This window comes from Siansivirga zeaxanthinifaciens CC-SAMT-1 (genome assembly GCF_000941055.1).
Lineage (GTDB): Bacteria > Bacteroidota > Bacteroidia > Flavobacteriales > Flavobacteriaceae > Siansivirga > Siansivirga zeaxanthinifaciens.
In genome coordinates this window covers 1,018,281-1,044,695 of sequence record NZ_CP007202.1, presented here as the reverse complement: position 1 = coordinate 1,044,695, position 26,415 = coordinate 1,018,281, and the positions used below count along the sequence as shown (strand labels likewise).

Annotated in this window: 24 protein-coding genes and 1 tRNA gene; 11 read left to right on the top strand and 14 right to left on the bottom strand. The window is 33.8% G+C overall.

Going from position 1 to position 26,415, the window contains the following annotated elements; all coding sequences use genetic code 11:
• The first annotated feature begins 3 nt into the window (after positions 1-3).
• From AW14_RS04690 to AW14_RS04675, 4 genes are read left to right on the top strand one after another with little or no spacing between them, the layout of a single operon-like run.
• Positions 4-348: a HopJ type III effector protein gene (locus AW14_RS04690; RefSeq protein ID WP_044637766.1), complete on the top strand. Its 345-nt coding sequence runs from the start codon at positions 4-6 to the stop codon at positions 346-348.
• A gap of 25 nt (positions 349-373) precedes the next feature.
• Entirely contained in the window at positions 374-796 is a 423-nt protein-coding gene (locus AW14_RS04685; protein WP_044637765.1) for an OsmC family protein, read from the top strand.
• Positions 797-831: 35 nt separating this feature from the next.
• Positions 832-2,520, top strand: a complete 1,689-nt coding sequence (gene recJ / locus AW14_RS04680; protein ID WP_044637764.1) for a single-stranded-DNA-specific exonuclease RecJ — start codon at positions 832-834, stop codon at positions 2,518-2,520.
• Positions 2,521-2,529: 9 nt separating this feature from the next.
• Positions 2,530-3,798 (top strand): MFS transporter, encoded by a 1,269-nt coding sequence (locus AW14_RS04675; protein WP_044637763.1) that lies wholly within the window; start codon positions 2,530-2,532, stop codon positions 3,796-3,798.
• Here AW14_RS04675 and AW14_RS04670 read toward each other — a convergent pair.
• Positions 3,795-4,547: a UDP-2,3-diacylglucosamine diphosphatase gene (locus AW14_RS04670; RefSeq protein WP_044637762.1), complete on the bottom strand. Its 753-nt coding sequence runs from the start codon at positions 4,545-4,547 to the stop codon at positions 3,795-3,797. The genes AW14_RS04675 and AW14_RS04670 overlap by 4 nt on opposite strands.
• Positions 4,548-4,692: 145 nt before the next feature.
• A complete protein-coding gene (locus AW14_RS04665) occupies positions 4,693-5,145 on the bottom strand; it encodes a 6-pyruvoyl trahydropterin synthase family protein (RefSeq protein ID WP_044637761.1) in 453 nt (150 codons plus the stop codon).
• A gap of 111 nt (positions 5,146-5,256) precedes the next feature.
• Between AW14_RS04665 and AW14_RS04660 the strand changes: the two genes are divergently transcribed.
• A complete protein-coding gene (locus AW14_RS04660; RefSeq protein WP_044637760.1) occupies positions 5,257-5,898 on the top strand; it encodes a 2OG-Fe(II) oxygenase in 642 nt (213 codons plus the stop codon).
• Between the two features lie 104 nt (positions 5,899-6,002).
• Here AW14_RS04660 and AW14_RS14820 read toward each other — a convergent pair whose 3' ends face one another.
• Genes AW14_RS14820 through AW14_RS04650 form a run of 3 tightly spaced genes read right to left on the bottom strand, consistent with a single transcriptional unit; the run spans position 6,003 to position 8,032 of the window.
• Complete coding sequence (locus AW14_RS14820; RefSeq protein WP_154662119.1) at positions 6,003-6,176, bottom strand: hypothetical protein; 174 nt, start codon at positions 6,174-6,176, stop codon at positions 6,003-6,005.
• 24 nt (positions 6,177-6,200) lie between these two features.
• Positions 6,201-7,535 (bottom strand): MATE family efflux transporter, encoded by a 1,335-nt coding sequence (locus AW14_RS04655; RefSeq protein ID WP_044637759.1) that lies wholly within the window; start codon positions 7,533-7,535, stop codon positions 6,201-6,203.
• Complete coding sequence (locus tag AW14_RS04650) at positions 7,532-8,032, bottom strand: GNAT family N-acetyltransferase (protein WP_044637758.1); 501 nt, start codon at positions 8,030-8,032, stop codon at positions 7,532-7,534. The genes AW14_RS04655 and AW14_RS04650 overlap by 4 nt, the downstream gene beginning before the upstream one ends.
• A 118-nt stretch (positions 8,033-8,150) precedes the next feature.
• Between AW14_RS04650 and AW14_RS04645 the strand changes: the two genes are divergently transcribed.
• Positions 8,151-8,945, top strand: a complete 795-nt coding sequence (locus AW14_RS04645) for a universal stress protein (protein ID WP_044637757.1) — start codon at positions 8,151-8,153, stop codon at positions 8,943-8,945.
• Between the two features lie 2 nt (positions 8,946-8,947).
• Positions 8,948-9,021: transfer RNA gene (locus AW14_RS04640), tRNA-Ala, on the top strand.
• A gap of 78 nt (positions 9,022-9,099) precedes the next feature.
• On the opposite strand, the gene AW14_RS04635 is transcribed toward AW14_RS04640, so the two are convergent.
• From AW14_RS04635 to AW14_RS04615, 5 genes are all read right to left on the bottom strand, one after another.
• The gene (locus AW14_RS04635; RefSeq protein WP_044637756.1) at positions 9,100-9,795 is read right to left on the bottom strand and encodes an NUDIX hydrolase; all 696 of its coding nucleotides are present in this window, start codon (positions 9,793-9,795) and stop codon (positions 9,100-9,102) included.
• A gap of 6 nt (positions 9,796-9,801) precedes the next feature.
• The gene (locus AW14_RS04630; protein WP_044637755.1) at positions 9,802-10,647 is read right to left on the bottom strand and encodes an alpha/beta hydrolase family protein; all 846 of its coding nucleotides are present in this window, start codon (positions 10,645-10,647) and stop codon (positions 9,802-9,804) included.
• Positions 10,648-13,404 (bottom strand): PD-(D/E)XK nuclease family protein, encoded by a 2,757-nt coding sequence (locus AW14_RS04625; protein WP_044637754.1) that lies wholly within the window; start codon positions 13,402-13,404, stop codon positions 10,648-10,650.
• Positions 13,405-13,485: 81 nt separating this feature from the next.
• Positions 13,486-14,835, bottom strand: a complete 1,350-nt coding sequence (locus AW14_RS04620) for an OmpA family protein (RefSeq protein WP_044637753.1) — start codon at positions 14,833-14,835, stop codon at positions 13,486-13,488.
• Positions 14,836-15,120: 285 nt separating this feature from the next.
• Positions 15,121-18,252, bottom strand: coding sequence for a UvrD-helicase domain-containing protein (locus AW14_RS04615; protein WP_044637752.1), 3,132 nt, complete (start codon positions 18,250-18,252; stop codon positions 15,121-15,123).
• Positions 18,253-18,381: 129 nt separating this feature from the next.
• Between AW14_RS04615 and AW14_RS04610 the strand changes: the two genes are divergently transcribed.
• Positions 18,382-18,990 carry a superoxide dismutase gene (locus AW14_RS04610; protein ID WP_044637751.1) on the top strand — a complete coding sequence of 203 codons (609 nt, stop codon included), beginning with the start codon at positions 18,382-18,384 and terminating at the stop codon, positions 18,988-18,990.
• Positions 18,991-19,654: 664 nt separating this feature from the next.
• On the opposite strand, the gene AW14_RS04605 is transcribed toward AW14_RS04610, so the two are convergent.
• From AW14_RS04605 to purN, 4 genes are all read right to left on the bottom strand, one after another.
• A complete protein-coding gene (locus AW14_RS04605; RefSeq protein WP_044637750.1) occupies positions 19,655-21,553 on the bottom strand; it encodes an amidophosphoribosyltransferase in 1,899 nt (632 codons plus the stop codon).
• A gap of 126 nt (positions 21,554-21,679) precedes the next feature.
• Positions 21,680-22,606 carry a PfkB family carbohydrate kinase gene (locus AW14_RS04600; RefSeq protein ID WP_044637749.1) on the bottom strand — a complete coding sequence of 309 codons (927 nt, stop codon included), beginning with the start codon at positions 22,604-22,606 and terminating at the stop codon, positions 21,680-21,682.
• A 56-nt stretch (positions 22,607-22,662) separates the two neighbouring features.
• A complete protein-coding gene (locus AW14_RS04595) occupies positions 22,663-23,304 on the bottom strand; it encodes a ribonuclease H1 domain-containing protein (protein WP_044639488.1) in 642 nt (213 codons plus the stop codon).
• A 53-nt stretch (positions 23,305-23,357) separates the two neighbouring features.
• A complete protein-coding gene (purN, locus tag AW14_RS04590; RefSeq protein ID WP_044637748.1) occupies positions 23,358-23,921 on the bottom strand; it encodes a phosphoribosylglycinamide formyltransferase in 564 nt (187 codons plus the stop codon).
• Positions 23,922-24,107: 186 nt separating this feature from the next.
• Between purN and AW14_RS04585 the strand changes: the two genes are divergently transcribed.
• Genes AW14_RS04585 through rnc form a run of 3 tightly spaced genes read left to right on the top strand, consistent with a single transcriptional unit; the run spans position 24,108 to position 26,353 of the window.
• Positions 24,108-24,341, top strand: a complete 234-nt coding sequence (locus AW14_RS04585) for an acyl carrier protein (RefSeq protein ID WP_007647141.1) — start codon at positions 24,108-24,110, stop codon at positions 24,339-24,341.
• A 13-nt stretch (positions 24,342-24,354) separates the two neighbouring features.
• A complete protein-coding gene (gene fabF, locus AW14_RS04580) occupies positions 24,355-25,605 on the top strand; it encodes a beta-ketoacyl-ACP synthase II (protein ID WP_044637747.1) in 1,251 nt (416 codons plus the stop codon).
• Between the two features lie 7 nt (positions 25,606-25,612).
• On the top strand, positions 25,613-26,353 hold the full coding sequence (gene rnc / locus AW14_RS04575) for a ribonuclease III (protein ID WP_044637746.1): 741 nt from the start codon (positions 25,613-25,615) through the stop codon (positions 26,351-26,353).
• Positions 26,354-26,415: the final 62 nt, after the last annotated feature.

Sequence of the window (26,415 nt, the reverse complement as noted above, 5' to 3'; positions counted from 1 at the left end):
AAAATGACTTTAGAAACATTTAAAAACAAGTTACAAAGCACACCAGAAGCCATAGAATTTAATGAAACCATGGCCGTAATAGAAACCTTATATAATTTTACACCTACCGCCTTTAAAAATGGCGCATTGCAAAATAAGGCGGGCGAAAATTCGGGATCTTCTAAATTATTTGCCTTTGCGAAATTACAGGCCTTAACTAAAGAGGAAACCTTAGCTTGTTTTGGGAAATTCTATTTTGATGATGTTTTAAACGATCCAAACGGTACAGGGCATCAAAACATTAGAAACTTTATGAAAACGGGGTTTGATGGGTTGGTTTTTGATGGTGAAGCATTAACAGAAAAGTAAACGATATAAAATATATTTCAAAACAATGAAAAATCATATAACAACCAAGTGGTTAGGCGAGATGCGGTTTGAAAGTACCAACCCATCGGGACACAATTTATTTATCGATGCAGGCGAAGAAAACGGAGGCAAAGGCGAGGGCTATCGCCCAAAGGCATTAATGCTTTCTGGTTTAGCAGGTTGTTCTGGCCTGGATGTGGCTTCGTTAATTAAAAAAATGAAGTTGGAAGTCGATGATTTTAAAATAGAAATCGAAGCTAATTTAACCGAAGAGCATCCAAAAATTTATGATAAAGTCATTATGGCTTTCCATTTTTATGGTTCAAATTTAAGCGAAAAGAAACTTCAAAAAGCAGTCGATTTATCGGTTGAAAAATATTGTGGTGTGATGGAAATGTTCCGTCAGTTTGCCGATTTATCCATAGAAACCTATTATCATAATAAATAAAGACTTTTTAAAAAGTTGCCCTCTAGACCTACTTTATGCGTTGGACACTTAAACCAAAACCCGAACCTTCAAAAGTTAAAGCCCTAAAAGAGGCTCTAAATGTAGATGATATTACGGCTAATTTACTGTTACAACGTGGTATCGAATCTTTTGATGATGCCAAAAATTTTTTCAGGCCCAGCCTGGAACATCTGCATGATCCGTATTTAATGAAAGATATGGATAAAGCTGTTTCTAGAATTGAAGCGGCTTTTGCAAACAACGAAAACATTTTGGTTTATGGCGATTATGATGTCGATGGAACCACTTCTGTAGCGCTCATGAGTTCGTATCTTAAAACCCGTACGCCACAGGTGGCAACATACATTCCCGATAGATACGACGAGGGTTATGGCGTTTCTTTTAAAGGTATTGATTTTGCTAGCGATAACGATTTTTCATTAATTATTGCTCTAGACTGCGGCATAAAAGCCCTCGATAAAGTAGCCTACGCCAAAGAGAAAAACATCGATTTTATTATTTGCGACCATCACAGACCTGGCGATACCATTCCCGATGCAGTGGCGGTTTTAGATGCCAAACAAAGCGACTGTAACTACCCGTATAAAGAATTGTGCGGTTGTGGCGTAGGTTTTAAATTAATTCAGGCCTTAGCAAGTAACGAAGGTAAAACGGTTGAAGATTTAACAGAATATTTAGATTTAGTTGCCACAGCCATTGGTGCCGATATTGTTCCTATAACTGGCGAAAATAGAGTCCTTGCCTATTATGGGTTACAAGTTGTAAATTCAAATCCAAGACCCGGAATTAAGGCTATTTTAGAACAAGTTAATAAAAATGAATTTACAATTACCGATGTGGTTTTTATTGTGGCGCCTCGAATAAATGCTGCCGGACGAATGAAGCACGGTAATTACGCAGTAACTTTATTAACCGAAACCAACGAAGATTTAGCAAAAAAATACGCCGCCGAAATAAACGATTATAATCTAGATCGTCGTGAAACCGATAAACTTATTACCGAAGAAGCCTTGCAATTAATTGAAAAATTAAACGAAAAAGACCGGTTAACAACGGTGGTTTATCAGGAAAATTGGCATAAAGGGGTTATTGGTATTGTAGCCTCCAGATTAACCGAAACTTACTATAGGCCAACTTTGGTTTTTACTAAAAGCGGCGATAAATTGGCAGCATCGGCACGCTCTGTCGTGGGATTCGATGTTTACAATGCCTTGGAAGCTTGTAGCGAACACATCGAGCAGTTTGGCGGCCATAAATATGCTGCAGGTTTAACTTTAAAAGAAGAAAACTACGAAGCTTTTAAACAAGCGTTTGAAGATGTGGTTTCTAAAACTATCGAACCGCGCTTATTAGTACCAGAAATTAAAATTGATGCTCAAATAAATTTAGAGGATATCACGCCTAAATTTTATCGTATTTTAAAACAATTTGCGCCTTTTGGTCCGGGTAATATGATGCCTGTTTTTATGACCGAAAATTTAAAAGATACCGGTTACGGCAAATGTGTTGGAGAAGATGATAAGCATTTAAGAGTAACCGTTAAACAAGATAATAACATTAGTTTTGTTGGTATAGGCTTTGGTTTAGGAGATAAATTAGATGTTATTAAAAACAGAGCAACATTTAGTGCCGTCTATTCTATTGATGAAAACGAATGGCAAGGTGCCGTTTTCTTACAACTTAAATTACGCGATATTAAATAACCAATATAAATGGCTCAAAAAGACCCGTATGCCGCGCTCCGGTTTAAAGAATTTAATATATTCTTACTGGTAAGGTTTGTATTAGTTTTTGGCTGGTCTATGCAATTTATTGTTATAGAATGGCAGGTTTACAGCATCACAAAAGATCCGTTGTCTTTGGGTGTTATAGGTTTAATGGAAATAATTCCGGCTTTTACTATGGCGCTGTTCGCAGGGCATATTGTAGACCAAAAAGAAAAACGAAATTTACTGGCTAAATGCATTGCTGCTTTTTCTTTAATAAGTTTAGGACTCTTTTTACTTACCTGGCCAAAAGTGGTGAGCGACTGGCCTACTCAAACCATTTTATACAGTATTTATGCCTTAGTGTTTTTTGGAGGCTTTTTACGTTCCTTTTTTGGGCCCACTATTTTTTCGTTAGTGGCTTTAATTGTTCCAAAAAAAGCCTATCCCAATGCGGCTACCTGGAATAGTTCTACCTGGCAAATGGCATCGGTTTTAGGGCCTGCTTTTGGAGGCTTTTCTATTAGTTGGTTAGGAGTGCATTGGTCTTTATGCATTATTTTTGGATTGATAGTTTTGTCGTTTCTTATTTTATTACAAATAAAACCGAAGCCTATTTTAAATCCTAAAATTGGCGAACCTGTTATTGAAAGTTTAAAAGAAGGCGTGCGCTTTGTGTTTAAAACCAAGGCTATTTTAGGAGCTATGACCCTGGATATGATTGCCGTTTTATTTGGTGGCGCCATTGCTTTACTGCCTGTTTTTGCTCAGGATATTTTAAAGGTTGGCAGCGAAGGTTTTGGTGTGTTAAGAGCAGCCCCAGCTGTTGGTGCTTTTATTACCATGTTGGTTACGGCCTATATTCCAATAAGTAAAAATGCGGGTATGAAACTGTTGGCTGCCATTTTTGGTTTTGGTGTTTGTATTATTGTTTTTGGCTTATCGACCATTTTTTGGGTATCGGTGTTGGCCTTGTTTTTTAGTGGCATGACCGATGGGGTTTCTATGGTTATACGCCAAACCATTTTACAAATAAAAACGCCCGATAATATGCGTGGTCGTGTATCGTCTGTTAACTCGATGTTTGTGGGGTCGTCCAACGAATTGGGTGCTTTTGAAAGTGGTTTAACGGCTAAATTAATGGGCGCTGTTACGGCCGTGGTTTTTGGTGGCACCATGACTTTAATTACGGTGGTAACAACAGGATTGGTGTCGCCAACCTTTAGAAAATTAGATTTAACCAAAGATTTAGAGGCTCACGAAAACGAAGCTTAATAGGTTTTTAATTGGAGGTTTTCACCGTCAAATTCTCCGTAGGTGTAATACTGTATCCAATCGCCTAAATTAATGTATTTTGAGTTGTTGTTTAATGCGATTTCCAAGGGTAAATGACGGTGGCCAAAAACAAAATAATCGCGGTGTTTTTCTTTTAATTGTTCTTTCGAGTATTGAACCAACCACTCGTTATCTTCGCCTAAAAAAGTGGCATCGTCGTCTCCAGAAATGAGTTTGTTTTTTACCGATAGGTATTGGGCAATTTTTATTCCGATGTCGGGGTGCAACCATTTAAAAAGCCATTTAAAAACGGGGTTTGTAAATACTTTTTTCATGCGTTTATAGCCTTTGTCTTCGGGGCCTAAGCCATCGCCATGTCCTATGTAAAAGGTTTTGTTGTTAAAGGTAAATTCTTTTGGTTGGTGGTATACGGGAATGTTTAGTTCGTCTTGGAAATAGCCATTCATCCATAAATCGTGATTGCCAACAAAGAAATAGATGGGAATGCCGGCATCGGATATTTCGGCAAGTTTGCCTAAGGTACGTGTAAATCCTTTTGGGATAACGGTGTTGTACTCGAACCAAAAATCGAAAAGATCGCCTACTAAAAAAATGGCTGCTGCGTCTTGTTTTATGGTGTCTAACCAGGCTACGAATTTTTTTTCGCGCGGCTTGGAGGCTTCTTTTGTTGGAGCGCCCAAATGGTTATCGGAGGCGAAATATATTTTTTTTCCTTTTGGAATTTGCATGTTGTAAATATAAATAAATTAGCAGTTTATGTGCTAACTATTTTTTTTAGAAATGTTCATGGCTGCTTGTGCGTTAGGGATTGAGCAATTGTTGGAGCTCCTCGAAGAGAGCGACTTGCGAAAGCCCGACCCTTGTGGTAACGCCCTAAATATTATCGTAGTCGTACCACTCGGCGAAAGAGGTATCGGTTTCTTGAAGTTTTAGGGAGTGTAAGGCTATGTGTTCGGGAAGGCGTTTTTTAATTTTTTTGGCAAAGTCGATAACCATCATTTCACTGGTGGGTTGGTAGTCGACTAAAAGGACGTTGTGGTCGCGCTCCTGGAGTTCTTTTGCAAGCTCGACGTGGGGCGTGTTTTTATTGAAAACGGTGGCGTGATCGAATACATCTACAATTTCTTCTTTAACAATTTTTTTTAAATCGCTAAAATCTATGACCATGCCGAATTTTACGTTGGTTGTGTCTGATATGGGTTTGCCTATTACGGTTACCGATAGTTTGTAGCTGTGACCGTGTACGTTTTTGCACTTGCCGTCGTAACCATAAAGGGCGTGACCGGTTTCGAATGAAAATTGTTTTGTGATGCGAATAAAGCTCATTGGGATAAATTTTATTATACAAAGATATTCATTTTGTGAAAGCAAATTGTTTTTAGATTACATTTGCGCACTTTTGTCTGAGGTGGACAGGTAGTTTTATGCTATTTACTTATGAGTCATCTTTTTGAGGCTATTGATTTTGTTGAAAATCCGTTATACGAAAGCATTATTGCGGATATCGCGAAGCAGCAATTTAGTATTGTTGAAAATTTTTTTTCTGAAGAAGAGGTTGTTTTACTAAGGCAATCGCTTATTAATAAGCATGAGGAAGATGCTTTTAAGAAAGCGGCCATAGGCAACCGCGTTAATGAAACGATTGTTAAATCGATTCGTGGTGATTTAATTTTATGGATTGATGAAACCCATATTAATGAGGCCGAAGCTTTGTTTTTTAAAAAAATAAACGATTTGGTGGCTTACTTAAACCGAACGTGTTTTATGGGGATTTTACACAAGGAATTTCACTATGCGGTATATCCTAAAGATACGTTTTATAAACGCCATATTGATACGTTTCAAAATGACGACAGACGTAAGTTATCGTTTGTTTGTTATTTAAATGAAGATGGTTGGTTGCCAGAAAATGGTGGCGAGTTGGTATTGTATTTAAACGAAAATGGGGCCGAGGTAGAAAAAGTAATTTATCCGCTACCGGGGCGCATTGTTATTTTTGAGAGTCAGGTTATTGAACACGAAGTGAAACCGGTTAATACCGAGCGTTTAAGTATAACCGGTTGGTTAAAAACCCGTTAGCGTTTTCTTTTTCTGTTAACTACGTATACAACTATTAGTACGATTGCTAACACTAGAAACAAACCGTTTCCGCTTAAAAATGACATAAAATCCATGCTTAAAATTTATTTATTATTTTTCTTTTTGTTGTAATGATACAATAAATATGCTAAAATAACTAAAACTAAAAATGGTAGCATAGACCCTATAAATACGCCAATTTCGTAGGCTTTATTTGGAGCTAATTCTAGTTTTTCTTCTATTTTAACTTGTTGTAAAAACCCCATTAATAGTTTCATATTTATTTTTTTAAAGGCACAAAGTTAATGGTTTTGAGTGCGTGGCAAATACATTTTCCTGAATTTTATAATTAGGGGAATGCCTCGGGCGACCATCCACAAAGCGAAAGCTATAAAAATACTATTAAAGCCATAGCCTAAATAATTTAAGCCAAATAATAAGGGAATAAAAATGACGAAGGTAGAGAATAAAAGTACGTTTCGTAAATAGCTTACTTTGCCCAATCCCTTAAACATACCATCGAAAATAAAAGCGAGGGCACAAATGGGTTGTATGGCGAGCATTATCCAAAACGTGTTATAGAATAAGTTTAATACGGCTGGGTCTTGGCTAAATAAAAGTCCTAACGGATAATAAAAAACACCACTAACCATAGCTAATAGAACGCCTATAATAATACCGTATTTTATTAGGCTGTTACTTAATGTTATTAGGGTTTTGTAATCTTTACTGCCTAATAATTTTCCCGAAAGTATATTTCCTGCACTGGCATAACCATCGATAAAAAACGCTCCAAAAAACCATAAGTTTATTGCGATGGTATATGCTGCAATATATTCGGGACCATAGCCGGTTGCAAATCGTGTAGCAAAGTATAAAGTCGCGTTTAATGCCAGTGTACGAACAAATAAATTGAGAATGATGAGTATGAATGTTTTAATTTCTTTGTTAAAGGGAAATGTGGGTTTTAAAGAAATGCTTGTTTTTTTTAATAAATAATAGGCCGAAAAGGCAGCCATTACAAATTGAGCGATTAGGCTAGCATAAGCAGCGCCTTCAATATTAAATGCGGGTATAAAACCATCGATTCCAAAAACCAGAACAAGATCTAAAACAATATTGAGTAGCGCACCAATTATGGCAATAATCATGGGGTAATAGGTGTTTTGTAAACCTCTAAATGTGCCAAAAACGGCTATGCTAAATAAAGTAAAAGGAAATCCGAAAACTCTAATTTTATAGTAATTTGAACTGTATTCTAAAATTAAATTGGAAGCATTGTATAATTTAAAAATACTGTTTGTAAACGGATAGGTAAATGCGATAATTAAAATACTTAAGGATGTAATTATTAAAATAGCTTGTGCTGGTAGGTCGTTAATTTTGTCAATTTTATTAGCGCCTACGTATTGCGAAACAATAGAAGAAATGGCACTTCGGGTTTGACCTAGCACCCAGATAAGCATCGAAATAAAGGTGCCTACAATACCAACGGCAGCAAGCGATTCGGTGGCGTTAACATCTATATTTCCAACAATGGCGGTGTCTGTAATAGATAAAATGGGTTCTGCAATACCAGCAATTAATGCCGGTATGGCTAGTTTATTAATTTGTTTTAAACTTATTTTTTTAGTCATAGTACTAATTCGTAACAGTAAAACGGATACGCGCTTTGCCTTTCAAAGTAAATTTCTGATAAGCGTTTATAGCCTCTTTTTTCGTAAAAACTTAAATTTTTCTGATTTTGAGAAAAGGTATCCAAGCGCACCGAATTAAAGTTGTTTTTGCGTGCAAAAGTTTCAGCATATTGCATGAGTTCGTTTGCGTAGCCTTTATTTTGATGCTCAGGATGCACCGCCAACCTATGTACATACAAATTATTATCGTTAGGGGTAAGCCATGGAACATCATGGTATTCTGCATCCATAAAAGTAGAAATAGTAATGCAGCCAATTACGGTGTTATTATGTTCTAAAACGTAAAACTCGTCGCGATTGAAATCGGTTTCAAATGCTTTTTTATTGGGGTATGCGTCGTTCCATTGATAAATATGGTTATGTATCATTTCACGGGCACAGGCTTTGGTAATTAATAAAGCTTTGTCAATATCTGAAAGGATTGCTTTCCGAATCATATAATTGTTTTACTTTTGCGACAAATTTATCTTAAATTTAGCTTTCAATCTTTGTAATTATGAAATCGTTTGTAATAACGAGGTCATACAGACATAAAAATCAAAACAAAAGTTACCTATGAAAAATATTTTAGTTCCTATTGGATCCTCTAAAAATGCCTTAAGCAATTTACAATATGCTGTAGATTTTGCTCAAGCTTTTGGTGCTAAGTTGTATGTAGTACAAGTTTATAATGTTTATACAAAAGCGGGTACTATGATTAAAGTCGATTACATTTTAGAGCGCGAAAGCCGGGCTTTTTTAAATGATTTGGTTTCTAAAATTGATACAAAAAATGTTGAGGTTATTGTTAAAACCTTAAAAGGTAAATTAATTGATACTCTAGAATTGGCTTGTAAAGTAGGTGATATTGATTTAATAATTGTAGAGCCTAGAACGAACTCGATAAAAGAAGAGGTGTTTTTAGGAAAAACATCTGGTAAAATTATTAAACAAACCCAAATACCAGCACTTATAGTGCCAGAAGGCTACACTTTTAAACCGGTAAGTAATGTGTTGTTAGCTATGAAGTCGGCAATTATTAAAAAAGACCATGTTTTAGATCCTTTAAAAATGGTAAAAGCGAATTTTAAAGCGGTCGTAAATTTATTATTAGTTAAAACACCGTATTATAATGAAGGTGATTTTGAATTAAATGATGATTTAAAATCGGTTGTTGAAAACATCACAGAAACCGAAAATGCCACGACTTTTCAGGGTGTTTTAGAGCATTACCAATCGCATAATCCAGATATGTTATGTGTTGTTAGACGAAAAAGAGGATTTTTTACTAAAAAATGGGAAAAAAATGTAATTTTGAAAAAAGATTTTTCAAGTAACATTCCAGTTTTGGTGTTAAGTGAATTAAAATAGTTGGGGATGTAGCTCAGTTGGCTAGAGTGCTTGACTGGCAGTCAAGAGGTCGTGGGTTCGAATCCCATCTTCTCCACTAGTAATAAAAAGGCTTTCAAGAAATTGAAAGTCTTTTTTTGTATGTTTTAATGTAAATTAATAACAAACGAAATTATTATTTAAACAACGAAAAGTTAAATCCATTTTCTTCTAGTTTTTTATATTTTTTGTAATCAAATTTATAAAGGAAAGCGCCTTTTTTAGAACTTGATTTATCTTTTTTATTTAAGGCTATGAGTAAATTTAAAGACAATAGTTTTTTTCTAAAATTTCTGGAATCTAATTTTTTTTGATGAATAACTTCGTAAAGGTTTTGAAGCTGGGGTATTGTAAACTGTTTTGGTAATAATTCGATACCTATGGGGTAAAATTTAGATTTATTTCGAAGGCGTGTTAGAGCATCTTGCACCATAACATCGTGATCTAATACTAGTTTTGGAAGGTCGTTTATTTCAAACCACTGGGCACCATGTTTTTTTACCAGTTGTTTATCGTAATCTTCTAAACGAATTAACGAATATTGCGCAATAGAAATACATCGTGCCCCAGAATCTCTGTCAACATCGGTGTATGTTTTTAGTTCTTCCATGAAGATGTTTTCCAGTCCGGTAATTTCTTTTAAAACCCGGCGCGCAGCTTCATTGGCGTTTTCGTCTGGTTTAATAAAACTGCCTATAAGAGATAATTCATCTTTTAAATAATTCACCAGTCTTTTAAACACCAAGAGTTTTAAAACACCTTCGTCAAAACCAAAAATTATACAATCTACCGCAACATATATTTTTTCGCCGTTATCGTAACGATTCGTCATAGTAGTTTAATTATTGTTTAAAAAAGCAATTATTTTTTTAATTACTTCCTTTAAATGATTAGGTAAACTTTTGTCATTCCAAGGGTGTGTCGCTCCAAAAACATGATTGGCGCCATCGATTTTTTCTAAAGTACTTTTAGCATTCCATAAATGTAAATTTTCGGCTTCGTTTATTGAAACACTTGTGTCGTTATTTCCATGAATAATAAGATGCGGTATTTTTAAATTAGAAACCGCACGTTTTATATCTAAACGCGTTTCATTTAATAAAAACGTTTCATAAAACTGATAGTAATGTGGCATCTCTTGCTTAGTTCTGGTATTTACAACATAAGCAACCCCATTTTTTTTCCAAACTTCAGGATCTTCAATGCGAGCAGTTCTGTTAGCAAATTCACATACACTTGCTAAACTTATTACACGTTTTACTCTGCTGTCTTCTTCGGCTTTAATTAAAGTAATTCCGCCACCTCTGCTATGACCAATTAAGTTTATATCGTTAATATTTGCTGTTTTTTCAATATGGTTATTATGCTCTATCCAATCTATAACAGCTTTTAAATCGTCGAGTTCGATAATGTAATTGTTATGGCCAAAAGCTTCTAAATCTGGGAAATCTATAGGTTGATTAATGGTGCCGCCATTATGCGAAAAATTAAATTTTATAAAGTAAAAACCCGCTTCTGCAAAAGTTTTAGCCATAAGGTTCCAAGCACCCCAATCTTTAAAACCTTTGTAGCCATGACAAAATACCATTATGGGTTTATTGATACCTACCGCAGAATAATGTACATCAATTATAATGTCTTTATTGTGTAAGCCCGGAATAACAAATTGTTCTTGAGTAATCATTTATACTTCTTTTTCTGTAAACGGTATATTCTTGTTACAAATTTCTAAAATAAGCGCTTGTAATTCTGTTTTAAAAGCATCTAAAATTTCTGGGGTAATGAAATAGTTTTTATTAGCACCGTTACCCGATTTATCTTTTTTACAAAACCCAATAAAACCTTCACTTAAATTTTTAAATGATATAATACCAGCATGTAAAGGAAATTTCAAATGATTCGATTGTTGCATCATATAAGCATAAGTAAGCACTTGAAAACTTTTGCTGTATTTCTTGTAATCGGTTGTGATGTCTTCCCAATTAATAACTTCAACATCACTTTTGTCAACACGGCCAGTTTTATAATCTATAATTCGAATTGTTCCATCGTATTCATCAATTCTATCTACTTTTCCTGTAATTTGAATAGGAAAATCTAGCCCGGGAATATCTATACTTACTTTATTTTCTATTTCAATGGCAATGATTTTTATTTTTCTTCCACGCTTAATTTCTTCTAATTCTAAATCCAGAAAATTAGACACATAGCGCTTAGCAATTTCGTAAATAATTAAGTTTTTGCCTTTTGTTATATCGCCTTCTTTGTATACCTGTTTAAAATGAGTTGTTACGGTTTCATTTATTTTAGATTTTAAGTTTTTTATGTCTTCTTCTTTAAGTTGGGTATTTATTAAAGGTTTATAAAAATCTTCTAGTGTATTGTGCACTACCGTTCCTAAAGTATTGGCAGCAACGGTTTCCTCTACATCTTCATGTTCTTTAATTTTTAATATTTTTTGATAATAAAAATCGATAGGATTTCGAATGTAAGATGTCAAAGAAGATGGCGAAAATCCGCGTTCGGCCAGTTTTACGATTTCTTTAATAAGATGCTCTGTTTTTTTAACCTCATTTAAAGTTCTATTTATAACAGGCACCTCGGGAGCTATAATATTATGATGTATGTTATGAATTTTCTCTAACTCCAGTTGTGTTATAAAGCGGCTTTTTTCGCCTCCTGTTAGTACATCTGCCTCTGTGTTGTATAAGATATAAATGTTTTTAGCTCGTTGTAATAATCGATAAAAGTGATAGGTATAAACCGCATCTTTTTCTTTATAGGTAGGTAATTTGTTTTCTAATTTAACATCGAATGGTATAAAAGAGTTATTACTTTTTCCGGATGGCAATATACCTTCGTTAACAGATGATATAATAACGGTTTCAAAATCTAAAACACGCGATTCTAACATTCCCATAACCTGCAATCCTTGTAAAGGTTCTCCCTGAAAATCTAAAGTTTCAGAACTTAAAACTTCTTTATAAATTCCAAAAAGGGTAGAAATATCTTTAATGTGTTTGTAGGTTGAGTTTAATCGGGATAATTCATTAAACAGTTCGTTAAATCGGTAGAGGTATTCTAATGCAAGTAAATTAGAGGCCTTTTCTTGGTCTAAAAATTCTTTTATGGCAGTTATAATACCAAAGCAATTTTCTAGCGCCGTATCGATAGATTTATCCCAGTTGGTAAATAGTAAATCTATAATTTTTGTTGTACCAGGAGATATGCTTTTTAAGCGCTCGGGTGACACATAAATGATGTTATTAGTATCGATGGTTTCAATAATTAATGAGGCATAATCGATACCATCAACATAAAACAAAGGCTTTATGTATTGGTTGGATATGATATTTATAACATTTTTATAGTAAAAATTACTTGAGCTGATTTTATGAATATCAAATAAAATATCAAAAAGCGATGCCAGAGGAATCGATTTTAATGGAAACCCCATGGTTATGTTTAAAGCTGAAATACCCTGAGGAAGTGAATTTAAAGTTGGTATTAACAGATTTTCATCACCAAGTACTACAGCGGTACTCTGTAGTTTTGGGTCGTTTTCATGTAAATTTTTTAAAATGGTTCCAATATATTTCGCTTGCCCAATGTTTTTAGGAATACCAACAATTTCGATGGTTTTTGGTTGAGTATAGTTTGAAGTAATCCAGTTAAAAGGGTTGGTTTTAAAATAAGGCCAGTTTTTTTTGTGTTGTCTGGTAAATAAAGCAGCATCGTGTTTACTGTTGTTTAGGAAGGTTTTATCGATATCCCAGAAAATTTCGGCTAAATTATTTTCTAGTAACTTTTGAATGATGGTTTCTTCGCAAGTGTTTAAGGCATTAAAGCCTAAAAAAATATGTTTTTTTTCAGAATTAGCTTTAATATAAGCATCTATATTCTTGGTTGATTCTCTGTAAATTAAGCCTTGATATCCGCTTTTTTGAGTTAATAGAGCTTTAGTAAACTCTTGGTAATAGCTGTAAAGTTTGTTCCAGAAAGCTAAATAGTTTTTTACAAAAGTTGTTTGTTCCTTTTGTAAAGACCAATGGTTTATTTCCTGAATGGCTTTTAAATAGTTAAATATGTTTTCCTGCGGAATTAAATACCTATCTATTTCATTAAAATCTTGAAGTAAAATTTGTGCCCATTTAGAAAATACTTCAAACGAATCGGGACTATCTTTTGTTAGTTTAAGGTAGGTATTATAAAATTCGAACAGCAGTTCGGTATTGGTAATGGTTTTAAGCTCTGAAATGTTTTCAACAAACTCTTCTATGCTTAAAATAGTAGGAGCAAAAATAGTTTGTTCTGAGACCTTATAAAGTTGGTTCTTTAAAAATAACCCAGCCCTCTTACTAGGAAGCACGAATGTTAATTCGGAAATCGTGTTGTTGTTCTTTTTTAATTCGGTAAGAACATCAAAAATGAATGTTGTCATTGTATAAAAATAAAAAACGCTTCGGATATCCGAAGCGTTTTTCTAAAACTTATTTTGTTTAAAACTAGATTCTAGTTTTAATTATTTTGCTAAGTTAATTTCAACACGTCTGTTGTTAGCTCTACCTTTACTAGTTTTGTTAGTATCGATAGGTTTAGACTCACCGTATCCAAGTGCAGATAATCTGAAAGCATCAATACCGTTTTCAATTAAGTATTCTTTTACAGAGTTAGCTCTTGCATCAGACAATCTTTGGTTTAGAGTTTCGCTACCAACACTATCAGTATGACCTTCTACAGTAAATTTAGAGTTAGGGTACTCATTTAATATTTTAATGATGTCACCTAATACAGCTGCAGATTGAGATTTAATAGTTGCTTTACCAGTATCGAATAAGATGGTTTTAGCGTAAGCATTTAAAGATTTTTGAACTTCTTCAGTTACTTCAGGACAACCTTGGTTAGCAACAGTTCCTTTAACGTTAGGACATTTATCATCTTTATCTAATACACCGTCACCGTCAGTATCTGGCCAAGGACAACCTTGGTTAGCAGCTGGACCAGCTTCGTTAGGACATTTATCGTCAGCATCAGTTACACCGTCACCGTCAGCATCTGGACAACCAGCTAAAGCTTTTAAACCAGCAACAGTAGGACATTTATCATCTTTATCAGCAACTCCGTCACCATCAGAATCAGGACAACCGTTAAATTCATCTAAACCAGCTTCGTTAGGACAAGCATCTTTGCTATCTTCGATACCATCACCGTCAGTATCAGGACATCCGTTGAATGCAGCGATACCAGGAACATCTGGACAAGCATCATCTTTATCAAAAATACCATCACCATCAGTATCAGATCCACCAAATTTGATAGAAATACCAGCAGTATGTTGGAAATGTTTGTCTAAGAAATCTTCGAAAGAATGTTTGTAAGTAGACTGAACGGTTAAACCTATGTTTTCAGAGAACCAGATATTGAAACCTAAAGTACCATTAACAGTACCAGCTCCAATTTCATCAACCCAAGAGTAACCACCACCAACTCCTAAGTAAGGATCGATAGTTGTACCATTTAAAAAGTTGTATTTAATGATACCATCAACTCCATAGTACGATAAATCATCTACAGTTGAATCTCCAAATTTTTCAATTTTATTTAATGAACCAGCTGCTCCAAAAGAGAAACCACCTCCTAAATATTTAGACACCGAGATAGTTGATAAAGATGGTAAAATGTTGTAGTGATCTGTAACATTTGCAAATTCATCAAAATACTCTCCTAGAGGAGCGTTTTCACCAGTTGGATAAAAATCCACTGCGTTTACACCAATAGTAATTTGCCAAGGGTTGTTTTTGTCTTGCGCATTAGCGTTGCTATAACCAAGTACAAGCAACATAGCGAACAATAATCTGCTAAGATTTTTCATATTCAAAAGTTTAATTTTTAAGTGTTAATTGTAAACAAAAGTAAGTTGTTAAATTTTATTAACAAAGACAAATATATAAAAAAAATCATGTTTAGTTAATTTTTGGCTTTGTTCAGAATGATTTTACATAGCGTTTTTGAACTCTTTTTTTGAAGTTTTTTTAATGTTTCCTAGGTTTTTCAACGTTTTTTGTAATGTTTTTTAATTTTTAAGTGCATTTAAATCTTAATATTATTGTAAGAATAAACAGTTGTTTTTTAATTTTTATCAAAGAAATTTAACAGTTTATACTTTAATTATTTGTATTTCTTTGTTGATATAGACTAAAATAGCACTTTCAACGCTGTAGTTCATGCCTTGTAAAACATCTTTATAATGTAATATTTGATTTATATGCTTATAATTTTCTAAACCAGTTTTATAATCTACAATATGGATGGTTTTATTGTTGGTAAAAACAAGGCGGTCTGGCCGTATTATTTCTCCTGATTTAGTAATAATATCCCGTTCGTTAAATATGATGTGTTTTTCGTTGAACAAATGCGATAATTCTGGATGGGATACAATCGACAGTATTATGGGTTTTAATGCCTGAGATTGTTTGTTGTTAATAATGCCTTTAAAAACAAATTCGTTTAAAGTTGGTTCAATATCATGACTTGAATTTATTTTTGCCAATATATTATGTACAAGATTTCCTTTTTCCATGGCTAATTCTTGATTAGTATCCCATAGTAAGCCCGATTTTGTAATAATATTAATGTTATGAGTTTCTTTTGCAGTTGAAATAAACTCATTCTGAAACGATGTCATCCTTGATTTAAAATTCGATTCTGATGTTTTTTCACACGTGCCAAAGGTGTAGTGTAATTGCGAGTCAGACCAAACACCTAAATTCTGTAAATAATTTATAAATAACCCTGAAAATTTTTTTGCATTGGCATCACCTTTAGCAGTAATATCTTTACTGGAAATAATATATAATTGCTCTACGGCCCGGGTTAAGGCAACATACAATAGGTTTAAATTGTCTAACTCCAGTTCTGCCTGGTGTCTTTGGTGAATTTCTATTCCAACGTTGCCGTACTTTTCAAAGTCGCTGTTGTAGTTTACTAAGGTATGTGAAAAGCCGTTGTAAACATCTTTATCTACAGGAAACCATTCTTTAGGTTCTATCTCTTTGTAAATTTCTAATTCGGCAAAAGGAAAAATAACTACTGGAAATTCTAATCCCTTAGATTTATGAATGGTCATAATTTGAACCGCATTTTGTCCTTTTGGCGACACTACACACAAACTATCTTTTTTCTTTTCAAAATAATCTAAGAATGCCCGAATATCCGATCCTTTTTTTTGTGTAAACTCTAAAACGATATCCAAATAAAATTGAATGTACGCATTTGGTTTTTCAATGAGGTTAAAACTTCTAACAATGGTTTCCACTAAATCATACAAAGCCATTTGTGTGAGTCCTTTTGAGGAAATATAAACATTGAAGGCTTCAAAGCTTGTAAAGAATTTTTCCAGAGGAAGATTTAAATGAGAAATAAAAAAATCATGTTTGTTTTCTATGTGAAATAATTCACTCAAATAATCGAGTATTTTTACTTTTACTTGATTGTTTTTTGGTTGTAATAATAAGGTTAAAATATTATTGACAAAAACAACTTCTGGAGCATTATTTAAAAGTAAAGTTTCAGAAGAAACAATAGGAATATGCTCTTTGCTTAAATATTTGGCAATGGCAACACCATCTTTTTTCTTTCTAACAATAACACAAATATCACTTAGTTTATAACCACTGTCTAAATTAGTTTGTATAGTCTTTAAAACTTCTTCACAATAAATCTCGGTTTTATCGTCTTCTTTTTCGCAATCAATAAATAATAAATCTACATAACCAGCACTGTTTTTATTGATTTCTTGAGAAGCATTTTCGTAAAGATTTCGATGCGTTTGGTTGCTAAAAGCTTCATTTGCCAGAAAATTAAAAAAGCCATTATTAAAAGCAACCACTTCTTTAAAACTGCGGTAGTTGGTAGGTAGCTTTTCTAATTGTTTTTCTATTTGAAACGGATTGGTATCATTAAACAAATCAATAAACTGTTCGGCCTTTCCGCCACGCCATCTGTAAATGGCTTGTTTGGCATCTCCAACCAACATCGCGGTGCCATTTTCTGTAGAGAGTGCGTTATCAATTAACGGAATTAAATTTTGCCATTGTAGCATTGAGGTGTCTTGAAACTCATCAATAAAATAATGTTTAAATTTTTCACCTAAACGTTCGTAAATAAAAGGTGTTGGCTGGTTTTTAATTTCTTGACTAATAATGGTATTAAATTCAGAAATAAGCATTTTATTCTGCTCGGCTTTTAAATGTTGTAATTCTTTATTTATAATGTTTAAAACCGATAATGGCGTTATATTTTTATAAAAAGCCTTTAAAAATTTAAGGTGAAAAATGCCCGTTTTACTCAATTTAAACATTTGGGCTAGCTGGGGCTGAAGGTTATCTATAGTTGAGGCAACATCACCCGAAACGCGTTTTGGGTATAAGACACTGGTCTCTATGTTTTCCTGCCAATTATTGTCAAACGAAACATCAAAATTTTTGTTAGATAAATTTTCGAAATATTTAGGTAAAGAACCCCTATTAAAATCTTTAAAATCTAATCCGGCATCTTGTATTAATGTTATAGCACTGCTACCAGTTTCTATAATTTGGGTTTCTAGCGTCTTTATTTCTTTTATTAGTTGTTTTTTAAGCGTATTAAAATCTTCTAGCGTTTTATGTTTTAAGGTTTCAATAAATCCAATATCATTTTCCTTTACCAGTAATTTTGCAATTTTATTAAAGTCTAGAGTAACATCCCAGCTTTTATCATCATCGGCTTTTTCAATAGCAAAATCAACCAATACATTGGTAAGTGCTTCATCGCTTCCTGCTTTTGCAATTAAACTATCTACCGCTTCATTAAGTAAGGCCTCTTGGTCTAATTCTACCTCAAAATTTAAAGGCAATTTTAAATCGTGGGCAAATGTTCGTATAATTTTATGTGTAAAGCCATCAATAGTAGAAATATCAAACGAGGCATAATTATGCATGATGGTGTTTAAAATAGCCTTCGATTTTTCATGTAACAAACCAGGTTCAAGTTTTAATTCGCTACAAATGCTTTTAAACATATCGTTTTCAGAACTTAAAATAGCTTCATCGGCAAAATCTTTTAAGGTGTCTATAATACGTTCTTTCATTTCGGCAACAGCCTTATTAGTAAAGGTAATTGCCAATATGCGTTTAAAATGATCGGTTCTCTCCGATTCAAATAAAATTTTTAAATATTCTTTAACTAACGTAAAAGTTTTACCACTACCAGCCGAGGCATTATAGACAGAAAACGGGTGTTTATAGGGCATAAAAGTTCAATTTTGCATACAAGATAAAAACTATCAATGATTTGATAACAATTAATTATTTTTAATTGATGCGTATTATGCGTAAATTTGAACAAGAAATAAATATTAATCATAAAAAAACAATACATTATGGCTTTCGAATTACCAGAATTAGGATATGCATACGACGCTTTAGAGCCTCATATCGATGCACGTACTATGGAGATACATCATTCAAAACATCATCAAGGATATACCAACAACTTAAATAATGCCATTGCAGGAACCGATTTAGAAGAAAAATCTATCGAAGATATTTTAACCAATTTAGATATGTCAAATGGCGCAGTTAGAAATAACGGTGGCGGATTTTTTAATCATTCTTTATTCTGGAGCGTTATGAATCCAGAAGGAAAAGGGTATTTATCTGGCGAACTTAAAGATGCGATTATCGAAGCATACGGTTCTGTAGATGCCTTTAAAGATGCATTTGCAAAAGCAGCAGCAACACAATTTGGTTCAGGTTGGGCTTGGTTATGTGTTCACAAAGGCGGAAAAGTAGAAGTATGTTCTACACCAAACCAAGACAATCCATTAATGCCAGGTGTAACATGCCAAGGCACACCAATTTTAGGAATTGATGTTTGGGAGCACGCTTACTATTTAAATTACCAAAACCGTCGTCCAGATTATATTAATGCATTTTTTAATGTAATTAACTGGAACGAAGTAGAAAAGCGTTACGCAGCAGCGAAATAAACACGTTCACACAATATATAATTAAAGCAAGTTCTTATGGAGCTTGCTTTTTTTTTTGGGCGTTACCCCAACCTTAAACTGCGTGCAGGTTGGGGTCGGGCTATACACTATATCTTTTTAAATAGCCTTTGCTTTTAAAAGCAAAGGCTATTTAAAAAGGATGCCGTTTCTATCCCTAACGCGTGCGACTAACTTTAAATTAGCCTTCAAGATATACGTGTTTTTATAGTTTCAAATTTTAAAAACATATAAAAATGAAAAAGGTGAACAGATGTCCACCTTTTTGCCCCAAATCTACCATGAACTTAACCTACTTATGTTATGGTAATGATAAAATTAATACCTTACAGGTTGTTACAGAAATATATCGGTTAAACTACTTAAAATAAAGTTTAAAGGGAATTTTTTAACGCGTAAGTGGTTAAAATTGAAATAATTACAACTTATTAGAAATAAAAAAAGGCGAACTAGCGTTCACCTTTTTTTGCCCCAAATCTACCATGAACTTAACCTACTTATGTTATGGTTCTGCTAATGTATATTTAATTTGGATAACTCAATTATTTATTAGATAAAATACTTTTTTTTCCGACAAAGTGAATATTGAATTTCTAAAAAATATTATATCAATATTTTAACAGTTAAAATATTATTATATTCTAAATTAATAAGCACGTTCTTTATTGCCTTCGTAATAATTAATAAAGGCTCTATTTACCACTCTATTTCCGCCCACGGTAGGATAATTTCCAGTAAAATACCAATCACCTAAATGCTCCGGACAAGCTTTGTGTAAATTCTCTACCGGCTGGAAAATTATTTTAACTTCTGCCTTAATATTATCCGGACTTAAAAGCTCGGCTATTTTGTCAGAAATTTGCTCGTCTGTAAACGGATCGTAAATTTCTTTAACAAAATTCTGTACGTGTTTATCGTCTAAATCTGTTTGTTCAATACATTTTTTGTAAACCTCTTCAACAATACCAAAATTACCAGCTTCTTTAAGAAGTTCTAAAGCAGCTCTAAAAGCTATTAAGCTTTCTAAATTAGCCATATCAATACCATAACAATCTGGATAACGAATTTGTGGTGCCGACGAAACTACCACAATTTTCTTAGGTCCTAAACGGTCCAGCATTTTTAGAATACTCTTTTTTAAAGTGGTACCTCTAACAATACTATCGTCTATAATTACAAGATTATCGGTTGGTTTTATTACACCGTATGTTATATCGTAAACGTGAGCAACCAAATCGTCTCTACTGCTGTCTTCGGTAATAAAAGTTCTAAGTTTAGCATCTTTAATTGCTATTTTTTCTATTCGGGTGTGCTCCTCTAAAATTTCGGTAACTTTTTCGGGCGATAAAGAATGCTGACCTTCTAATATGGCTGCCGTTTTCTTTTGATTAAGAGCAGCTTCAGCCGTTTCAATCATACCAAAAAACGAAGTTTCAGCCGTATTTGGAATGTATGAGAATACCGTGTTTTTTGTATCATTATCTATAGCTTCAAGAACTTTAGGCATTAATAATTTACCTAACATTTTGCGCTCTTTATAAATTTCGGCGTCACTTCCTCTAGAGAAATAAATACGTTCAAACGAACAAGATTTTCTTTCTAACGGCTCTAAAATTTTCTTAATAGATACAGCGCCAGATTTTTTAGTTATAATGGCATGTCCTGGTTCTAATTCTTTAACATCTTCAAATTTTACATTAAAAACGGTTTGAATTACCGGACGCTCCGAAGCTATAACAACAACTTCATCATCTTTATAATAATAAGCCGGACGAATACCTGCTGGATCTCTTAAAACAAAGGCATCACCATGACCAATAAGTCCTGCCATAGCATAACCACCATCCCAGTTTTTAGCTGCACGTTTTAAAATTTTAGCAACATTTAATCGTTCTGCAATTAATGGAGATGCCTCCATTTTATTGTAGCCTTCTTTTTTAACTTGTTTGTAAATTTTACTAACAGCATCGTCCAGGAAATGACCAATTTTTTCCATAATGGTAATGGTATCGGTATATTCTTTTGGGTGCTGCCCCAGCGTAATTAAGTTAGCAAATAACTCTTTAACATTGGTCATGTTAAAGTTTCCTGCCATAATTAAGTTTCTGTGCATCCAGTTGTTTTGTCTTAAAAACGGATGTACACTTTCTACGCTGTTTTTTCCAAAAGTTCCATATCTAACGTGGCCTAATAAAACTTCTCCTATATATGGTATGTTTTTCTTTTGAGCCGCTACATCATTTACATATTCTGGATGTTCAACCATTTCTTTATTTATGCGCTGGTTTATTTGAGCAAAAATATCTTGAATGGGTTGTTGTGCTATAGAACGTACGCGACTTATGTAACGCTCACCTGGCTTGGTATCTAATTTAATACTGGCAAAACCAGCACCATCCTGACCGCGGTTGTGCTGTTTTTCCATGAGTAAATACATTTTATTTACTCCATAAAAAGCACTTCCGTATTTTTCTTTATAAAATTCTAGTGGTTTTAAAAGTCTAATTACTGCAATACCACATTCGTGTTTTAAAGCGTCGCTCATTCTTTTTTTATTTATAATTTCCGTTTATAATTAATCATTTACAAACCATTATTTGTTAATTCTTAATTTCAACGAAACAATAATGTTATTTAATTAAAAACGCACTCCTTTTAAGAGCGCGTTAAATTATGTTAGTTTTATATTGTATTGAGTTAATTTCTTAAACTGCTCAAGTCGTTTATGGACTTCATGATTCGATAAATTCTGCATGCGTTCGGTGCCAAATTTTTCAACACAAAACGATGCTAAGGTCGAACCGTATATAACAGCATTTTTCATATTCTCAAATGAAGTGTCTTCGGTTTTTGCAAGATAACCTACAAAACCTCCAGCAAAGGTATCACCCGCACCAGTTGGATCGAAAACTTCTTCTAATGGTAAAGCCGGTGCAAAAAAAACATTTTCATTATGAAACAACAAAGCACCATGCTCTCCTTTTTTTATAATTACATATTTAGGTCCCATGGTATGAATTTTTCTGGCAGCTACTACCAGAGAGTATTCTCCGGTTAGCTGTCTAGCTTCTTCATCGTTTATGGTAATTACATCTACGTTTTTTATCACATTGTGTAAATCATCTAAGGCGCTATCCATCCAAAAATTCATAGTATCTAAAACTACCAGTTTTGGTTTTTTAGTCATTTGATTTAAAACACTAGATTGGACGATAGGATGTAAGTTTCCTAACATAACGATGTCGGCATCGCGATAATTTTCTGGAACTACAGGGTTAAAATCGGCTAGGGTATTTAATTCGGTAGCCAAGGTATCCCTTGTATTCATGTCGTTGTGGTATTTACCACTCCAAAAAAATGTTTTACCATCTTTTATAATTTCTACACCAGAAACGTCAATATTATTGTTTTTTAAAAAATCTAAATATGCTTGCGGAAAGTCACCACCCACAACCGATACAGCTGCAGAGTCTATATTAAAATGAGAAGCAGATAAACCAATGTATGTGGCTGCGCCTCCAAGTATTTTGTCGGTTTTCCCAAAAGGCGTCTCAATAGCATCAAAGGCCATGGTGCCAACTATTACTAATTTACCCATAAAAGGAGATATAATTTTTGTGCAAATATAAGGCTTTTAACTGCTAAAAACCGAATTTATTTTCTACCAAAATCTGCAGGAATTTCGCCCCAAGCTTTAGTTTCCCATTTAACAATTACAGTAGTATAGGTGTTAGTTTTTAGCCAATTAACAGCTCTATCGATCAACTCGAATAGCTTTTCGTTTTTAGAATTACGTTCTAATTTGGTATTGCAAGTTTTCTTTTTTACCCAACTAATAGCAGTTTTAGAGTCTGTGTAAATAAGTTTGTCGCTATTATGTTTTTTAAGAAGCGCCAAACCATGTACAATGGCAAGAAACTCACCAATATTATTAGTGCCTTCTTCAAAAGGGCCTTGAATAAAAAGTTGTTTTTTTGTTTTAGTATCTACACCGCGGTATTCCATTTTTCCTGGGTTTCCACTAGAAGCAGCATCAACCGAGATCGAATGGTAATTTGGTAAGCCTATTTTCTTGAGTTGTAAGGCAGATAAGTCGCTTTTAAATTCGGTTTTTTTGCCAATATAATCGAAATAATTGCCTTTAAGGGCTTGTTTTGCAGCATCGAAAGTTTCAAACGATTTGTATTGAGCGCCTTCAAAATTATTAATTTGGGCCTTGCAATCGTTCCAACTTTCAAAAACGCCGGTTTTATGGCCTTTCCAAACGGTGTAATATTTTTTTTTCTTAGATGCCATTTTTTTATTTCCGCGAAAGCGAAAACCTTTCAATTATAATTCTAAATATTTCCTTACGATAATAATTTTTCAACCACCTTAGGGAAATGTTCCATTTCTAATTCATGAATTTTAGCAGCAACATCATCGGCAGTATCTGTTTTTAAAACCTCGCATTTTGCTTGAAAAATAATGGCGCCTTCATCGTAAAATTCGTTTACATAATGTATGGTAATACCTGTTTCAGTTTCTTTATTTTCTACAACTGCGTTATGAACGTGTATGCCATACATGCCTTTTCCTCCAAATTTAGGCAGTAGCGCCGGGTGTACATTTATAACTTTATTAGGAAATTCGTTTAATATATGTTCTGGAAACTTCCATAAGAATCCTGCTAAAACTATTAAATCTGGTTTAGAAGCTTTTAATATATTAAGGACATCGTTGGTTTTTGAATAAGCAACGCGATTAAATGAAAGCGCGCTTACTCCAAGAACTTTACATCTGTCTAAAACTTTGGCATGAGGATTGTTAGTTAACACCTGAATAACAGATGCATTATCACTGTTTTGAAAAAACTTAATTAAATTTTCAGCATTAGTACCACTTCCGGACGCAAAAATTACAATACGTTTCATTTTACAGATTATAATGTTAGGATTATTTCGAACAAAAAAAAGAATAATTATTAACAATTAGAAGGTAAATTTTAAATACTTAAAACTTATTTAGTAAATTACGTTCACATTTTTATAGTAAACGTGTGTTTTAAAAATAAAGTTTTTTATTTTTGCCAACTAATTAAAACCTTAAATTAAAAGATTATGTCAGACATTGCATCAAGAGTAAAAGCGATTATCGTAGACAAATTAGGAGTTGATGAAAACGAAGTTGTTACTGAAGCTAGCTTCACAAACGATTTGGGAGCAGACTCTTTAGATACTGTAGAATTAATCATGGAATTCGAAAAAGAATTCGATATTCAAATTCCAGACGACCAAGCAGAGAACATCGCAACAGTTGGTCAAGCTATATCATACATAGAAGCAGCAAAATAAGCCCAATTACTTTATGGAATTAAAGCGAGTTGTAGTCACAGGATTAGGTGCTTTAACACCAATAGGGAATACCAAAGATGAATATTGGGAAGCCTTATTAAGTGGAAAAAGCGGTGCTGCGCCTATAACCTATTTTGACACCGAGAAGTTTAAAACCAAGTTTGCTTGTGAGTTAAAAAACTTTAATGCTACAGACTTTATAGACCGAAAACTTGCGGGTAGAATGGATCGATTTACGCAATACGCTATGGTAGCAGCAGATGAGGCTATCTTAGATGCGAATTTAGATTTAGATGCCGTAAACAAGTTGCGAGTAGGTGTTATATGGGGTGCAGGTATTGGAGGATTGGAAACTTTTCAAAATGAAGTTTTGAATTTTGCTAACGGTGATGGTACGCCAAAATTCAATCCGTTCTTTATTCCTAAAATGATTGCCGATATTGCTCCGGGTAATATTTCCATTAAATATGGTTTTATGGGTCCGAATTACACAACAGTTTCTGCTTGTGCATCTTCGGCAAATGCTATGTTTGATGCTTTAAACTCGATTCGTTTAGGGCATTGCGATGTAGTTATTACCGGAGGAAGTGAAGCAGCAGTAACTATTGCAGGAATGGGTGGTTTTAATGCGATGCACGCTTTATCTACTAGAAACGAAAGTCCAGAAACAGCTTCTCGTCCCTTTGATGAAACAAGAGATGGTTTCGTGCTTGGAGAAGGTGCAGGAGCACTTGTTTTAGAAGAATATGAGCATGCGGTTGCTAGAGGCGCCAATATTTATGCAGAATTTGTTGGTGGTGGGTTATCATCTGATGCTTACCACATGACGGCACCACATCCAGACGGTAATGGCGTAATAGCTGTAATGAAAAATTGTTTAGAAAATGCTGGACTCAAGCCAGAAGATGTTGACCATATTAATACACATGGTACATCGACACCGCTAGGTGATGTCGCAGAGCTAAAAGCAATTTCTGAAGTTTTTGGAAGTCATGCAAAAACTATAAATATTAACTCAACAAAATCAATGACTGGCCACCTGTTAGGTGCTGCTGGTGCTGTTGAAGCCATCTCAGTAATATTGGCTATGCAAAACGGTATTGTACCGCCAACCATAAACCACACTACTGTCGATGAAAACATTGATCCTGAGTTAAATTTAACTTTAAACAAGGCACAAAAACGCGACATTAAAGTAGCAATGAGTAATACATTTGGATTTGGCGGTCACAACGCTTGTGTATTATTCAAGAAATTAGATTAAATCCCGAATGAGATACATTCGTAACATATTAAATTCCCGTTTTAAACGCAACGGGAATTTTTTTATGCAAATTCATACCATTCTTGGATTTAAACCTAAAGAATTAAAATACTACAAAAAAGCGTTTACACATCGCTCTATGAATATAAGAGATAGCAAAGGAAACGCTATTAATTATGAACGATTAGAGTTTTTAGGCGATGCCATGTTAAGTGCTGTAATTGCTTCTCATTTATACCTAGAAGTTCCAAGTGGAGACGAGGGCTACCTTACCAAAATGCGATCTAAGGTAGTAAGTCGAGAGCATTTAAATGAATTAGGAAAAGAATTAAACCTCATTAAATTAGTAGAGAGTAAAATTCCTCCCGGACAATTTGGAGACAATATTCATGGTAATTTATTTGAAGCTCTAGTAGGCGCCATATTTTTAGATAGAGGTTATAGCTATTGCGAAAAGTTTATTTACAATAGAGTTATTATACCATATGTAGATATTGAAACGCTCGAAGGTAAAGTTATAAGTTATAAAAGTTTACTTATAGAATGGTGCCAAAAAGAAAAGAAAACCTTTAATTACAATGTATACGACGATACAGGTAATGATGAGGTTAGGCATTTTTCGGTGAAACTAACCATAGACGATAAAGTCGTTGCCAAAGCAAGAGCCACTTCAAAAAAGAAAGCAGAAGAAAAAGCTTCAAAACGTGCTTTTTTTGTATTTCAGAATAAAATGTCTAAAATGATTTAGATTTTTGATTAGAAAGTAATTAACTATAACGTTTTAGTTTAACTTCTTCTTAAGATTAACAA